General features: G+C 56.1%; 13 protein-coding genes. 6 read left to right on the plus strand and 7 right to left on the minus strand.

All coding sequences use genetic code 11. The features are described from left to right. Nucleotides 1-2: 2 nt before the first annotated feature. The 5 genes from NST69_RS29350 to NST69_RS29370 all read left to right on the plus strand — a co-directional run bounded on the left by NST69_RS29350 (nt 3) and on the right by NST69_RS29370 (nt 3,178). Nucleotides 3-1,130: a response regulator gene (locus NST69_RS29350; protein WP_339252025.1), complete on the plus strand. Its 1,128-nt coding sequence runs from the start codon at nt 3-5 to the stop codon at nt 1,128-1,130. 84 nt (nt 1,131-1,214) lie between these two features. Continuing rightward, nucleotides 1,215-1,412, plus strand: a complete 198-nt coding sequence (locus NST69_RS29355; protein ID WP_342547833.1) for a hypothetical protein — start codon at nt 1,215-1,217, stop codon at nt 1,410-1,412. Between the two features lie 253 nt (nt 1,413-1,665). Next, nucleotides 1,666-1,980 (plus strand): hypothetical protein, encoded by a 315-nt coding sequence (locus NST69_RS29360; protein WP_342547835.1) that lies wholly within the window; start codon nt 1,666-1,668, stop codon nt 1,978-1,980. A gap of 138 nt (nt 1,981-2,118) precedes the next feature. Further along, nucleotides 2,119-2,793, plus strand: a complete 675-nt coding sequence (locus NST69_RS29365; RefSeq protein WP_342547836.1) for a cohesin domain-containing protein — start codon at nt 2,119-2,121, stop codon at nt 2,791-2,793. Between the two features lie 73 nt (nt 2,794-2,866). Continuing rightward, nucleotides 2,867-3,178: a GNAT family protein gene (locus NST69_RS29370; RefSeq protein ID WP_342547837.1), complete on the plus strand. Its 312-nt coding sequence runs from the start codon at nt 2,867-2,869 to the stop codon at nt 3,176-3,178. 7 nt (nt 3,179-3,185) lie between these two features. Here the strand turns inward: NST69_RS29370 and NST69_RS29375 are convergent, their stop codons facing one another. Genes NST69_RS29375 through NST69_RS29390 form a run of 4 tightly spaced genes read right to left on the minus strand, consistent with a single transcriptional unit; the run spans nt 3,186 to nt 7,566 of the window. Then, nucleotides 3,186-3,422, minus strand: a complete 237-nt coding sequence (locus NST69_RS29375; protein WP_340980622.1) for a hypothetical protein — start codon at nt 3,420-3,422, stop codon at nt 3,186-3,188. Nucleotide 3,423: 1 nt separating this feature from the next. Then, nucleotides 3,424-4,851 carry a dihydropyrimidinase gene (gene hydA, locus NST69_RS29380; RefSeq protein WP_342547838.1) on the minus strand — a complete coding sequence of 476 codons (1,428 nt, stop codon included), beginning with the start codon at nt 4,849-4,851 and terminating at the stop codon, nt 3,424-3,426. A 1-nt stretch (nt 4,852) separates the two neighbouring features. Then, a complete protein-coding gene (gene preA / locus NST69_RS29385; protein ID WP_036728203.1) occupies nt 4,853-6,142 on the minus strand; it encodes an NAD-dependent dihydropyrimidine dehydrogenase subunit PreA in 1,290 nt (429 codons plus the stop codon). Nucleotides 6,143-6,174: 32 nt separating this feature from the next. Next, nucleotides 6,175-7,566, minus strand: coding sequence for an NAD(P)-dependent oxidoreductase (locus NST69_RS29390; protein ID WP_342547839.1), 1,392 nt, complete (start codon nt 7,564-7,566; stop codon nt 6,175-6,177). Nucleotides 7,567-7,870: 304 nt separating this feature from the next. Here NST69_RS29390 and NST69_RS29395 point away from each other — a divergent pair, with 304 nt between their 5' ends. Next, the gene (locus NST69_RS29395; RefSeq protein ID WP_342547840.1) at nt 7,871-9,559 is read left to right on the plus strand and encodes a PucR family transcriptional regulator ligand-binding domain-containing protein; all 1,689 of its coding nucleotides are present in this window, start codon (nt 7,871-7,873) and stop codon (nt 9,557-9,559) included. On the opposite strand, the gene NST69_RS29400 is transcribed toward NST69_RS29395, so the two are convergent. From NST69_RS29400 to NST69_RS29410, 3 genes are all read right to left on the minus strand, one after another. Continuing rightward, nucleotides 9,525-10,892, minus strand: a complete 1,368-nt coding sequence (locus tag NST69_RS29400; protein WP_342547841.1) for an aspartate aminotransferase family protein — start codon at nt 10,890-10,892, stop codon at nt 9,525-9,527. The two genes, NST69_RS29395 and NST69_RS29400, sit on opposite strands and share 35 nt — an antisense overlap. A gap of 30 nt (nt 10,893-10,922) precedes the next feature. Continuing rightward, nucleotides 10,923-12,386: a CoA-acylating methylmalonate-semialdehyde dehydrogenase gene (locus NST69_RS29405; RefSeq protein WP_342547842.1), complete on the minus strand. Its 1,464-nt coding sequence runs from the start codon at nt 12,384-12,386 to the stop codon at nt 10,923-10,925. Between the two features lie 100 nt (nt 12,387-12,486). Continuing rightward, complete coding sequence (locus NST69_RS29410) at nt 12,487-13,596, minus strand: ABC transporter substrate-binding protein (protein WP_342547843.1); 1,110 nt, start codon at nt 13,594-13,596, stop codon at nt 12,487-12,489. Between the last annotated feature and the right edge of the window lie 35 nt (nt 13,597-13,631).

Genomic DNA, 13,631 nt, shown 5'->3' on the forward strand with positions numbered 1-13,631 from the left:
GTATGAGCATCTCTGTAATGGTAATTGATGACGAATGGCCGGCACTGGATCAGATGAAGCGGCTGCTGCTCCAGTGTGAAGGAGTATCCTCTGTCCTGACGTACGATAACCCGCGCGAAGCCCTCGCTGCTGCTTCCGAACTGAAGCCGGATGTTCTATTCCTGGACATCCAGATGCCGGAGCTGTCCGGCCTCACTTTTGCCGAGAAGCTGTTGCCAGTATCTCCGGACACAGACATCGTATTCGTAACCGCCTACCGGAATTATGCTGTCGAAGCCTTCGACTTGTCTGCGATGGATTATCTGCTGAAGCCCGTTGATCCTTCGCGGCTGCTCAAGACCTGGAACAAGCTGCTCAGTAAGCGTCTAGCGCCTGGGGTTGCCGGAGCAGCCGAAGCAACTGGAGCAGCCGGGAGGACAACTGCGTTCCGGCTCCTGGGGGATTATGAGCTAACCAGCCCTCAGGGCTTGGTGAAGTGGAGGACACATAAGGCACAGGAATTATTTGCGTATCTGTGGATTCACAGGCAGGGCAGCGTCAGCGTCATTCTGAATGATGTGTTTCCGCAGTGGAATTACGAGAAGGGCAAGCAATATCTGCACACTACGGTCTACCAGATCCGCACCACCTTGAAGAAAGCCGCGCTGGAGGACAAGATTGAGCTGACCTTCGGCAGGGAAAACTACAGGCTGGAATCGAGGGGGATTGAGGGGGACATTGAGAAATTCCAGGAAGCTGCGGCGCTTGCGCTGCAAAGCAGCCAGCTAGAGGGTATGCAGCAGGCCGCCGCTCTGTACACCGGTGATCTGCTTCAGTCGCTGGACAGCCTCTGGGTGTATTCCGCCCGTGACAAATACCGCCGGCTGTACCTCAAGCTGCTGGAGCAGCTTACCCTGGGATTGGTGCAGGCTGCACGGCCACACGAGGCCGAAGATTACGCCATGCGCCTGACGGAGCTAGAGCCGCTGGAGGAGAGCTACGCCCTGCGGCTGATTGCGATCTATTACGAAACCGCCAAACCCCTGCGCGCCCAGCGCAAATTCACCCAGTTCAGTGAATCCTACATTGCAGAGACCGGCGACGCCTTGCCGGACTGGTTCGTCGACGAATACCGGCGGCTGGGTAAATAGGGTCGGGGTATTTTCAGGGGGGGAATTGGGTTGTGTTATACTATCATAAAATAAATCCCAATATTCAAGTGAGGTGCTATCCTAATGCTGCCCCAAAGAGAAGAATTACAACGGTTACTAAAAAAGGCAAACCAGCATGCAGTCGCAGAAGCCAAAAAAGCAGGAGCTTCCATCTATTATATAAAAAACGGGAAACGAATTCGTGAAGATGCCACTGGGCAAAAATTCGAAATTACTTATGATGTAGCCGGTAACCTGACTGAGCTTGTTAGTCATGAGTGAATCTAAATCTGTAATGACGGTTTTTGCCGGAACTAATGGAGCTGGAAAAAGCACAATTAGTTTCCAGTTGAGGGGCTATGTTGGAACCATTATTGATCCGGACCAGATTGCTAAGAGGATTAATCCAGAAAATCCCAGAAGTGCAGATCTGTCTGCTGGACGAGAGGCTGTAAAGCAAATAAGGGAACTAATCAGTCGTTAAGAAAACTTCGATATAGAAACTACTCTATCGGGAAGTTTTGTCTTACGTCACATGAAGACAGCTAAGCAACAAGGTTATAAAGTCGTCATGTATTATATTGGATTACAGGATGTGCAAATGCATATAGATCGGGTAGCTTCAAGAGTGGAGCAAGGAGGGCATTGGATTGCCGAAAAAGATATCCGCTGGAGATACGGTGAATCCTTGAGCAACCTGAAACCTGCATTAGAGATCTCAGATGAAGTCACCATTATCGACAACACCAGTGAACCTGAGGTGGTGATGGAAATCCAGAACTCACAAATCGGCTTTTGCAGAGATGAAATTCCTGCATGGGCTAGAGGAGCTTTAGAATTTTATTTATAATCCCGGCATTTTTTCGATATTTTACGCCATGGTTCGACGTTTATCAGTATTTTATCAGTGACAATTGTTACCATTGTTCATATACAAGATCATTCGTGCATAGGGATGCATCATTATGATGGCAATGGGGGATGTAACATGAATAAAAGGAATAGATTCAAGCGGGCAATCAGAGGGATGAAGGTACTGCCGCTTATGATGTCCATGATTCGTGAGGCTGCAGTGGATACCACCGCTCCTGCGATGTCTGTTGTGGTGACCACTGACAAAGAGGCCTATAATCCGGGGGATGAAGTTACCGTGCTGGTGCATTTAAAAGACTTCGCGCCAAATGACCTTGGCTACAGCTATCTTAACTTCATTATCCAATATGACAGCCAGGTATTTGATAACCTTGAATATACACAGCATTCGGTCTATACGGAAGGAAATTATACGGCTGGCAATGAGGTGGATAACCTGTTCCAGTTCAATTTTCAGAGTCCCGTGGACGGCAGCATCTATCTCGGAAAAAACACAAGTATGCGCGGCATTGATATTCAGGTTGAAGCGGGCAGCGGGCAGCAGGCGATTCCGGCAGTAGATCAGACTCTGGTCACGTTCAAGCTGAGGGTCAAAGAACTTACACTTGCCTCCTCCTCAACGATCAGCCTGGCCAATGAATTCACCAGAATCCGCACCTCTGAAGCCGCGAATAGCATCTATCTCTACTCGCCCGATGTCACAGCGAACGCCCCGGCAAGGATCGAAATCACCCAATCTCCGTCCGTCTCCGTCTTCTCTGCACTGGAGTCCGTTAACCGTCTGACGTAGCAGTGTACCCTGCAACTGCGGCAGCTCCATCCACATACATATCCCTTACATAATTAGCTGCCGTCTATATTTCTTGTACTATGGTGTATATACATATCCTAATCTCACACTGTGTATCAAGCGGATTGTAATACAGACCAAGGATCGCGGCTACGGAACATTTACGCTGAAGCTGCTGATCCATTGGGCATTCAATCTCACGGATACGCACCGGCTGTGGCTCGACGTTAAGGATTACAATGTCAGAGCGCAGCATGTCTATGAAGCGGCCGGCTTCAAAAAGGAAGGCACCCTCCGCGAATGTATCCGGACGGAGGGTGGATTTGAATCGCTGACAATCATGTCGATCCTTCGTGAGGAATATAAGGGGAATGATTCACTGTAATGCGGGTTCACCGATGAATCTCAGCAGCAGCCTGCCTGCTTCCGCCCACAAGCAGCGTCGTCACATGCTTACGTGCGTCCGCTGTAAGCAGCAGCAGCTCCACCGGCCCGCCGGCCGGCTCCCTGCGGATGAAGGTAACCCTGGCACCGTCCAGATCCTCATAGATCCCGGCCACGGTATAGCCTAGCCCGATGAGATTGTCAATTTCCTGCCGTTCCCGGTCGAACTCTGCAAATGCTGACATCTCAGACCACTCCTCCGTTGATTTCTGCCTGGGCCGGATGGGGAGCTTCGGCCTCGAAGCGCTTGCGGTGCAGGTATTTACCCTGTCCTGCGGTACCGACGAATACCTTGTCACGGATGACAAATTCTCCCCGGCTCAGCACAGAGACCGGCTCCCCCTTGACTTCCAGCCCCTCGAACGCATTATAGTCCACATTCATATGATGGGTCTCTGCCGACAGTGTCCGCTCCACTGCCGGGTCGAAGATCACGATATCGGCGTCGCTGCCCACGGCAATCGTGCCTTTCTGCGGGAACAGGCCGAACAGCTTGGCGCTTGAGGTGGCGATGATATCCACGAATTTGTTCAGCGTGATGCGGCCCTTCTGCACCCCTTCGGAGTAGAGGACACTGAACCGGTCCTCGATGGTGGGTCCACCGTTCGGAATCTTCGAGAAATCCCCCCGTCCCAGCTCCTTCTGTCCCTTGAAGTTGAATGAGCACTGATCAGAGCCGATGGTCTGCAGCGTCCCGCTCCAGAGGGCATCCCAGAGCACATCCTGGTTCCACTGTTCGCGCAGCGGAGGAGACCAGACATACTTGGCGCCTTCAAAGTCCGGCTTCGCCAGCGCCGACTGATCCAGCACCAGATACTGCGGGCAGGTCTCGCCGTAGACGCGCAGCCCTTTCTTGCGGGCCTCCGCAATTTTCCAGGCCGCCTCGGCGCAGGTGACATGCACCACATAGAGCTGTGAATCCGTCAGCCCGGTCAAATACGCCGCCCGGCCCGTCGCCTCGCCCTCCAGCTCAGGAGGACGGGTCAGCGCATGATAGAGCGGATCGGTATTTCCTGCGGCCAGTGCCTGGTCCACCAGATACTCGATGACATCCCCGTTCTCGGCATGCACCATGACCAGCGCCCCTTCGCGCTTCGCCGCCTGAAGCGTCTTATACAGAACTCCGTCGTCGGCCTGGAACGTGTTCTTGTAGGCCATGAACACCTTCAGCGAGGTGATGCCCTCCTGCTCGATAATCTGCGGCAGCTCGCTGAGCACCTTGTCATTAAGCTCTGATACCATCAGGTGGAAGCTGTAGTCGATGACCGCTTTATCCTGCGATTTGTGATGCCAGGTATCTACAGCCTGCTGGAGCCGCTGCCCCTTCGTGGTCAGGCAGAAATCGATGACCGTGGTGGTTCCGCCGTAAGCAGCGGCAATTGTGCCGGTCTCGAAGTCATCGGCGGTAACCGTTCCGCCGAAGGGCATATCCAGATGGGTATGAGGATCAATCCCTCCCGGAAAGACATAACAGCCGGAAGCATCAATGATCTCCGCTCCCGGCGCTTCCAGATTCAGGCCGATGCCGCTGATGATTCCATCCTCAATCAGGACATCCCCCGTATACGTATCTGCCGCTGTAACGATAATTCCGTGCTTGATGATCTTCTTCATCTTATCCCACCTCCGCTTCCGAATAAGAACCGTTAACCCCGCTGATGATCCGGCTGCGCTGATTCCAGCTCATCGGGGCCGCTCCGCCCTCCAGTGCAATCATATCAATGGCTCCGTCTGCCGGGCAGACAATCGAACACAGATTGCAGCCCACACAATCCTCCTCACGCACTTGCAGAATCGCCTTGCCCTCCGCATTCGTCAGCATATCGATGCATTGATGAGAGGCGTCTTCACAGGCAATATGGCATTTATTGCAGTTGATACAGTTCTCCTCGTTGATCCGCGCAACGACTTGATAGTTAAGGTCAAGATCCCCCCAGTTGGAATACTTAGGCACCGACTTGCCAATCAGCTCGGTTACCGAAGCCAGCCCCTTCTCGTCCAGGTAATGGTTCAGACCGTCGATCATCTCCTCCACAATCCTGAAGCCATGATGCATAACCGCTGTGCAGACCTGAATCCCTGTCGAGCCCATCAGCATGAATTCGACGACATCCTGCCAGGTGGAGATGCCGCCGATGCCGGAGATCGGTACACCGACTTCACGGTCCCGGGCACATTCTGCCACCATGCTAAGGGCAATCGGCTTGACGGCCGGGCCGCAATAACCGCCGTGCGCTCCCTGGCCGCCGACATTCGGAATCGTATTCCAGCTGTGGATGTCTACCCCGGCCAGACTGTTGATGGTATTGATCAGGCTGATTGCATCCGCCCCGCCCTTGACGGCATGTCGGGCCACCACGGTAATGTCGGTGATGTTCGGCGTCAGCTTCACAATGACCGGGGTGGTTGCCACCTCCTTGACCCAGGCGGTCTGCGCCTGCACCAGATCAGGCTGCTGGCCCGAAGCCGCGCCCATGCCGCGTTCAGCCATGCCGTGCGGACAGCCGAAGTTCAGCTCCAGACCGTCTACGCCGATAGCCTCCACGCGCTTCACAATTTCATGCCACTTCTCCCGCTTCGGCTCCACCATCAGGGAAGCAATGATCGTATGGTCCGGGAATCTCCGCTTCGTCTCATAGATTTCCTTCAGGTTGACCTCCAGCGGACGGTCGGTAATCAGCTCAATATTGTTGAAGCCCGCTACACGCTGGCCGCCAAAATGAACGGCGGCGAACCGGGCCGAGGTATTGATGACTGGCTCTCCGAGCGTCTTCCACACCGCGCCTCCCCAGCCTGCCTCGAACGCACGCTGCACCTGATAGCCTGTATTGGTAGGCGGCGCAGAGGCCAGCCAGAACGGATTCGGTGACTTGATGCCTGCAAAATCAATACTGAGATCTGCCATTGCCATTCCCTCCCTCTTCTATGAAACCCGCGTTATACGGCAGAGCCGATTACGCCGTCCTGACGGCCTGACCACTGCTTCACAATCGCATAGGCAGCATCCTTCCCCTGCTGCGCGGCAGAGACCACCATGGCCTCCCCCGTCCCTGCCCCAAAAACAATATCGCCGGCAGCATAAATCTGCGGATCAGAGGTGCGCCCGGTCGCGGGATCAATCTCCACTACCCCCCGCTTATGCTTAAGCCCCAGCGCCTCAATGAGGTCCATCCGCCGCTTCTGGCCGATAGCCACCACTACGGCATCCACCGGGAGCAGGAATTCCGAGCCCGCCACCGGGACGGGAGAGGGGCGTCCATCCGGCCCGGCCTCACCGCTCAGCTCCATCCGCACACATTCCAGTGCCGCGACATTCCCCAGCTCATCCCCGACAATCCGCTTCGGCAGGGTCAGCCAGTTGAATTCCACCCCCTCCTGCTTGGCGAATTCATATTCAAAATCATAAGCCGTCATCTCCCCGCGCGTCCGGCGGTAGATCATCTTCACATTCGCCGCGCCGAGCCGCACCGAGCAGGTGGCCGCATCAATGGCCGTATTGCCCGCACCAATGACAGCCACACGCTGTCCCATCAGCTCTAGGGCAGGAATCCCGGTCTTGGTGGTCTCCACCAGTTCGATCGCATCATAGACACCGGACAGCTTCTCTCCTTCGATACCCAGTGGAGGAACATACCCCATCCCGGCCGCCAGCACAATGGCATCATATCCGGCCTTAAGCTCTTCTATGGAAATATCCAAGCCTACCTTCATTCCCGTGCGGATCTCTACGCCCAGCCTCTCCACCTGCTCCACTTCCCAGAGCGAAATGTCCTGCGGCAGCCGGAAGGAGACAATCCCGTAGGTATCTAGGCCTCCGGCCAGCGGCTTCGCCTCATAGATCACCACCTGGAAGCCTTCGCGCGCCAGCTCTCTGGCCGCCGACAGACCTGCCGGTCCTCCGCCGATCACCGCTACTTTCTTGCCGTTAGGCTCACCTGCCTGGAAAAGTTGAAGGCCGCTGCGGATCGCCCAATCCGTGGCATAACGCTGCAGCAGGCCAATCTCAATCGGTGCGGAAGCGCCGTTCAGCACACAGGCCCCCTCGCACAGCTCCTCCGTAGGACATACCCGTGCGCAGCTTGCGCCGACCGGATTAGCGTCCATGATGGTCTGCGCCGCCCCTCTGAGATTGTCGGTTGCGATTCTTTTGATGAAGGAAGGGATATTGATGCTGGTCGGACAGGCCTGGATACAGGGCGCATCATAGCAGTACAGACAGCGGTTGGATTCTTCGATAGCTCCCTTGCGGGTAAGCCCCGGCTCTGCCTCGGCAAAATTACGCATGAACAGCTCAGGTGTAAATGTGGTTAACGGTGAAGATTGCTCCATCGGGTACCCCTCCTTCTGGCCAAAGTAGCTTCCACTCTCGGCTTCGATTTATGTTATATAATATAACATTATTACGATGATCGCCTTAATATTTTGCATACTTGTAAGAATTATTGTAGTAAAATAAACTTCAAGCCGATAAAATCGCTAATCGAACTCCAATTTGAGTTAAGTTTCCTGACATATTATATTCAAACTATAGTCAATTCGTTTTTTCGTTACATTAGACAGATTGTCTAATTTCAAAAGTCTATTTTTTACCTGTGAGAATGGCCTGAGAACTATGTTAACGAGGGGGAAGCTTATGGACTTTGAACTTGTATTTACGATCCGCGACGCGCTGAAGCGGCCGCTGTTCGCTGAAGCTGAGCTGATCGGGGGAAGAAACGGCCTGAACCGGGCAGTCCGCTGGGTGCATGTGCTGGAGAGCGCGAGCCTGGAGAGTCTGATTCACGGGGAAGAGATGATTCTGACTACCGGAATGAGCGCAAGCACGGATCTGGACGCCGCCCTGTCCTTCATGCAGAATCTGATTGATAAGAACGCCGCCTGCCTGTGCATTGAGCTGGGAGCCTACTTCAGTGCCATTCCGCAGGAGATGATCGCTCTTTCAAACCTGCATGATTTTCCGCTGATCCAATTCACCCGCACTGTACGGTTCGTCGACATTACACTCGATCTGCATTCTCTCATCATCAACCGCCATCACCGGATGCTGCAAGAGCTGGAGATCATCTCCCGCGAATTCCACCGGCTGACCCTAACCTCCCAGGGGACCCTTAAGGTCCTGCAATTGTTATGTAAAAGCACCCGCACACAGATTCTCTATATGCAGCTGCAAGGTAAACCTCTCTTCTTCCCGGCCCTCGCGCCCGAGGAGCAGCGCCCGCTGCTGGGCTTCTTCGAGACCTTCAGCGAAGAGATGGAAGGGGTACAGCCCGAGGCGGCCCCCTATATCCGCGAATACGGCCACAAGACCATCGCCGTGAAGCCCGTTGGAGCCTTGGATCAGACCTGGGCCTATATCCTGATGGTCTGTAATCACAAGCCGCAGGAATTCGACTGTCTGCTGCTCGATTCCGCCTCCTTATCCATCGCACAGGAGCTGTTACGCACGCGATACATGGAGGAGCGGAAGCTGTTCTCGGAGAATCTGTGGGTGGATGAGCTGGCCTCTGGACGCACTCAGGACGACAACCGGCTCAAGGGGCTGGTCGGCCCGGACTTCAACCTGGTCAATGAGCTGCCCTACCGGGTCTGTCTGATCGAGATTGAGAATCCCCGGGATGTCAAATGGAACAGCTCGGAGAATGACTGGGAATCCATCACCTTCCATCTTTCGCTCATTCTGCGCTCCATCTTCGAGAAGTATTCCCTCCGGCCGCTGATCACCCTGAAGAACAACCGGCTGACCGTCATTGCACTGGATATCCAGTCCAAGCTGCCCGGCAAGCTGCGCCTGCAGCAGGCGCTTGATTCCCTGCAGCATATCCGTGCGGATGAGAAGCTGAAGGACCTGCAGCTCGTCATCGGAGTCAGCAAGTCCCACAAGGGCCTGAAGCATGCTCATGCCGGTTACCAGGAAGCTGTACAAGCGCTGTCCCTCTATTCCTGTTACCAGAAGCCGGTCCTGATGTATGAGGAGTTAGGCGTCTTCCAGCTGCTGCTGAGCCTGAACGACGGCAAGACGCTGGAGAATTTCATCCGCAGCTATATCGGCCCGCTGATTGACCATGATGAGGCGAAGGGCAGCGAACTGCTGCTGACGCTACGCGTCTACCTCGATCATGACGGGTCGAAGCAGATCGCCGCCCGCAGCCTCTTCATCGTCAGGCAATCCCTCTACTACCGGCTGGACAAAATCACCGAGCTGCTCGGCGAGGACTTCATGCTCCCGGAGAACCGGATCTCCATTCAGGTCGCCCTGCGCGCCTACCAGTTCCTGTACCCGGAGAAATTCACTCTGCCCAACTCCCGTTCAGCACAGCTGTGAAGGTATCGATGATGAACTGCACATCCTCATCCGTCGAGGATAACGGCGGAGCGAAGGTGAGCACATTATTGAAGCCAGCCACCGTATCACCGTTTTTGCCGATAATCAGTCCCTTGGCTTTGCAGTCGGCAATAATTCCCTTAACCACACTTAGCTCAGCAGGCACTCTGGTGGCCTTATCCGCCACCAGCTCAATCCCCAGGACCAGCCCGAAGCTGCGGATATCGCCAACCAGCTTATGCTCCAGAAGCCCAGCGAACCCGCTTTCCAGCCTGCGGCCCAGAATTCCGGCGCGTTCAACCAGCTGCTCCTGCTCCAGAATCTCCAGGTTGCGCAGGGCAAGCGCACAGGCGGCCGGATTGCCGCCGAAGGTGTTCACATGACGGAAGTGCCCGTAGTCATCGCTGTTATCCTTGAAGGCCTCATAGATCTCCTTGCGCACAGCGGTAGCCGATAACGGCAGATAGCCGCTCGTCAGCCCCTTCGCCATCGTGACAATATCGGGCTTGATTCCGAAATTGTGGTGTCCGAACTTGCGGCCGGACCGCCCGAAGCCGCAGATCACCTCGTCGATAATCAGCAACACGCCGTAGGTCCGGCAGATCTCCTGCACCCGGTCCATATAGACCTGATGCGGGACAATCACGCCCCCGCCGGTAATGACCGGCTCCATAATTACCGCCGCTACAGACTCTGCGCCTTCCCAGACAATCATATCCTCAATCGCCTGCGCGCACTGGAGGTTGAACGCCTCTTCGGTCATGCCGGCCGGACGGCGGTAGCTGTCCGGCGGCGCTACATGCAGGAACCCGCCGCCCAGCGGCTCGTACTTGTACTTGCGCTGCGCCTGCCCGGTCGCCGCCAGGGCGCCCAGCGAGCTTCCGTGATAGCCCCGGTAGCGGGCAATGAATTTATGGCGGTCAGGCTGGCCGGTCTGCTGCTGGTACTGGCGGGCGATTTTGAAGGCTGCTTCGTTCGCTTCCGAGCCGCTATTGGAGAAGAAGATGACATACTCATCCTCCAGCCACTCATTCAGCTTCTCGGCCAGCGCGATGGCCGGCATATGGCTCTGCGTCAGCGGGAAATACGGCAGGCTCAGCAACTGGTTGTACGCCGCCTCCGCCAACTCCTTGCGCCCGTACCCCACATTCACGCACCACAGGCCGGACATGCCGTCCAGGAATGTGTTGCCGTCGATATCGGTAACCCATGAACCGCTTGCGGAAGCGGCAATCATCGGCGGATGCTGCTCACTGTAAGGAGTCATATTATGCCACAAATACCGCTGGTCCTTCTTAACCGCCAGCTCACTTTCTTTGCCCAGACTCTGCACGGCACACTCTCCTCCTTGGCTTTCCTTCTTTTAGTAACGCGCGGTAATCATTTTCTTGCGGGTGTAGAACTCCACACCGTCACGGCCGTTCGCGTGCAGATCTCCATAGAACGATTTCTTGTACCCTGAGAAAGGGAAGAATGCCATCGGCGCAGGCACGCCCAGATTGACACCCAGCATCCCGGCATCGATCTCCTCGCGGAATTCACGGACCGCCCTGGCGCTGTCGGTATAGATGCACGCCCCGTTGGCGAAGGGCGACTCATTGGTGACCGCTATCGCCTCCGCCAGATTCTTCACCCGCACCACTGACAGCAGCGGCGCAAAGATCTCGTCACGCCAGATCTTCATACCCGGCACCACATGATCGAAGATTGTCGGGCCCAGGAAATAGCCGCTGCCCGCAGCTGCAGCATCCTTGCGGCCATCCCGCACCAGCACCGCTTTCTCGTCAAGCCCAGCTTCAATGTAATCAATCGTCCGGTCTTTGTTCGCCTGCCGGATGACCGGGCCCAGGAACACACCTTCCTCCTTGCCGTTCCCGATCTTCAGCCCGTCCGCTGCCTCCGTGATCCGGCTCACCAGCTCATCGGCAATGTCCTCCTGCACCACCACTACAGCGCAGGCCATGCACCGTTCGCCCGCCGAGCCGAAGGCTGCGGACAGGATATTTTTCACCGCATGGTCCAGATCGGCATCCTTCAGCACGATCGAATGATTCTTCGCGCCGGCCAGCGCCTGCACCCGCTTGCCGTGCGCAGTCCCCTGCTTATAGACATATTCCGCCACCGGCTGCGAGCCGACGAAGGAGACCGCCTTCACCTCCTCATGCGCCAGCAGGCCATCCACCACCTCATGCGCCCCGTGCACTACATTCAGCACTCCCGGCGGGAAGCCCGCTTCTGCGAACAGCTCGGCCAGCCGGTTCACCAGCAGCGGCGTCCGCTCAGAGGGCTTCAGCACAAAGGTGTTGCCGCAGGCTACCGCCAGCGGGAACATCCAGCAGGGCACCATCATCGGGAAGTTGAACGGGGCGATGCCGCCCACAACTCCCAGGGGATAGCGGTACATGCCGGACTCTACGCCTGTCGCGATATCCGGCAGCTGGCTGCCCATCATCAGCGTGGGAGCGCCAGCGGCGAATTCCACGCATTCGATGCCGCGCTGCACCTCTCCCAGCGCTTCCTCCAGGCTTTTACCGTTCTCCAGCGTGATCAGCTCCGCCAGCTCCTTGCTGTGCTGTACCAGCAGCTGCTGGTACCGGAAGAAATAGCGGGCCCGGCGCGGGACGGCGACTCTTTTCCACTCGGAATAAGCTCTGGAAGCTGCCCGCACGGCTGCATCCAGCTCCTCCCGGCTGGAGATCGGCACATAGGCAATGATTTCGCCGGTCGCCGGGTTGAACACTTCCTCCTGCCGCCCGGAGGAGGACTCCACCCAAGCTCCATTTATATAGTTCTTCACCTTACTGGCCTGCCCCGTGAGCAGTGTCATCGTCCGCACCTCTTTTCCTGTGTTCGTCCGCTACCCTAGAAGAGATGACCGCCTTACCAGGCGGCCATCTGCTTCAGCTATGAAGGAATCCTGTTGCCTGTTATTTCGCCGCCATCTCCACAATCTCGTTCGTGTAAGCCTCCTCCACCTTGGAAGCCGTCTTGATGACCCCGAATTTCAGCGCGATATCGGCAGTCTGCTGGAATGCGGCAGCATCCGTATAGCCCAGCTTGGAAGCATCGAAGCCCTCCGGCTGGATCAGCTTGGCAACCTCTGTCATCATCTTCAGCTGATGCTCCCGGGTTGTACTGCCCGCTTCCGCAAGCTTCATCACACTGTCCACAGCTGCTTCGGGATCAGCAATCGCATCCGCCCAGCCCTTCAGAGAAGCGCGGACGAACTTGGCCGCCGTCTCCTTGTTGCCCTCCAGCCACTCCTTATTGGCGAACAGATTGTCTTCGAGCATCGCCACACCTTCGTCATTCATGTCGATAACACTGAGGTCCTCTGCCTTAATGCCTGACTCCAGCACCACCTGATATTCGTTATAGGTCATGGCCGAGGCGGCATCCAGCTCACCGCCGAGGAACTGGTCCATCGTGAAGCCCTGCTTGGTGAAGTTCAGATCCTTGCCTGAATCCAGCTTGTATTTATCAAAAAGCGCCAGAAGCTCAAACTCATTGCCGCCCATCCAGTTGCCCACCTTCTTGCCCTTCAGATCAGTCGGTGTAGTGATGCCCGCCTCCTTCTTGGATACCAGCACCAGCCCGCTCTTCTGGAAAATCTGGGCGATCTGCACCAGCGGCATCTCCTGCTCCTGGCTGGTCAGCAGACTCGCCACCCAGTCCACCCCGATATCGGCCGAACCGCCGGCCACCTGCTGCTCAGGCACGATATCCGGCCCGCCCGGCAGAATCTCAACCTTCAGGCCCTCCGCCGCATAATACCCTTTGTCCTGCGCCAGGAAGTACCCTGCGAACTGGGCCTGCGGCACCCATTTGAGCTGCAGCTTCACGGTAACCGGCTCAGCCGCCGGTTCTGTGGTTGCCGCAGCTTCCGGCGAAGCTGCCGCCGCATTCCCCGCAGTCGCTTCTGCTCCGGAGGGACTGGCGTTGTTGTTGCCGCCGCAGCCCGCAAGCAGCGAGATCAGCATTAGAGCCGCCGCAAGCCATAATCCTCCACGATATTTGCTCTGTTTGCCCTTCATCATAGCAACTCCCCCTACCAATCATTTTTTTGTAAGAC

The sequence above is a fragment of the Paenibacillus sp. FSL P2-0089 genome (genome assembly GCF_038595095.1).
GTDB lineage: Bacteria > Bacillota > Bacilli > Paenibacillales > Paenibacillaceae > Paenibacillus_AQ > Paenibacillus_AQ silagei.

Excerpts from the sequence above, each read along its gene's own strand:
- NST69_RS29350 (WP_339252025.1), top strand. The coding sequence starts at position 3 with ATGAGCATCTCTGTAATGGTAATTGATGACGAATGGCCGGCACTGGAT.
- NST69_RS29355 (WP_342547833.1), top strand. The coding sequence starts at position 1,215 with ATGCTGCCCCAAAGAGAAGAATTACAACGGTTACTAAAAAAGGCAAAC.
- NST69_RS29360 (WP_342547835.1), top strand. The coding sequence starts at position 1,666 with ATGAAGACAGCTAAGCAACAAGGTTATAAAGTCGTCATGTATTATATT.
- NST69_RS29365 (WP_342547836.1), top strand. The coding sequence starts at position 2,119 with ATGAATAAAAGGAATAGATTCAAGCGGGCAATCAGAGGGATGAAGGTA.
- NST69_RS29375 (WP_340980622.1), bottom strand. The coding sequence starts at position 3,422 with ATGTCAGCATTTGCAGAGTTCGACCGGGAACGGCAGGAAATTGACAAT.
- hydA (WP_342547838.1), bottom strand. The coding sequence starts at position 4,851 with ATGAAGAAGATCATCAAGCACGGAATTATCGTTACAGCGGCAGATACG.
- preA (WP_036728203.1), bottom strand. The coding sequence starts at position 6,142 with ATGGCAGATCTCAGTATTGATTTTGCAGGCATCAAGTCACCGAATCCG.
- NST69_RS29390 (WP_342547839.1), bottom strand. The coding sequence starts at position 7,566 with ATGGAGCAATCTTCACCGTTAACCACATTTACACCTGAGCTGTTCATG.
- NST69_RS29395 (WP_342547840.1), top strand. The coding sequence starts at position 7,871 with ATGGACTTTGAACTTGTATTTACGATCCGCGACGCGCTGAAGCGGCCG.
- NST69_RS29405 (WP_342547842.1), bottom strand. The coding sequence starts at position 12,386 with ATGACACTGCTCACGGGGCAGGCCAGTAAGGTGAAGAACTATATAAAT.
- NST69_RS29410 (WP_342547843.1), bottom strand. The coding sequence starts at position 13,596 with ATGATGAAGGGCAAACAGAGCAAATATCGTGGAGGATTATGGCTTGCG.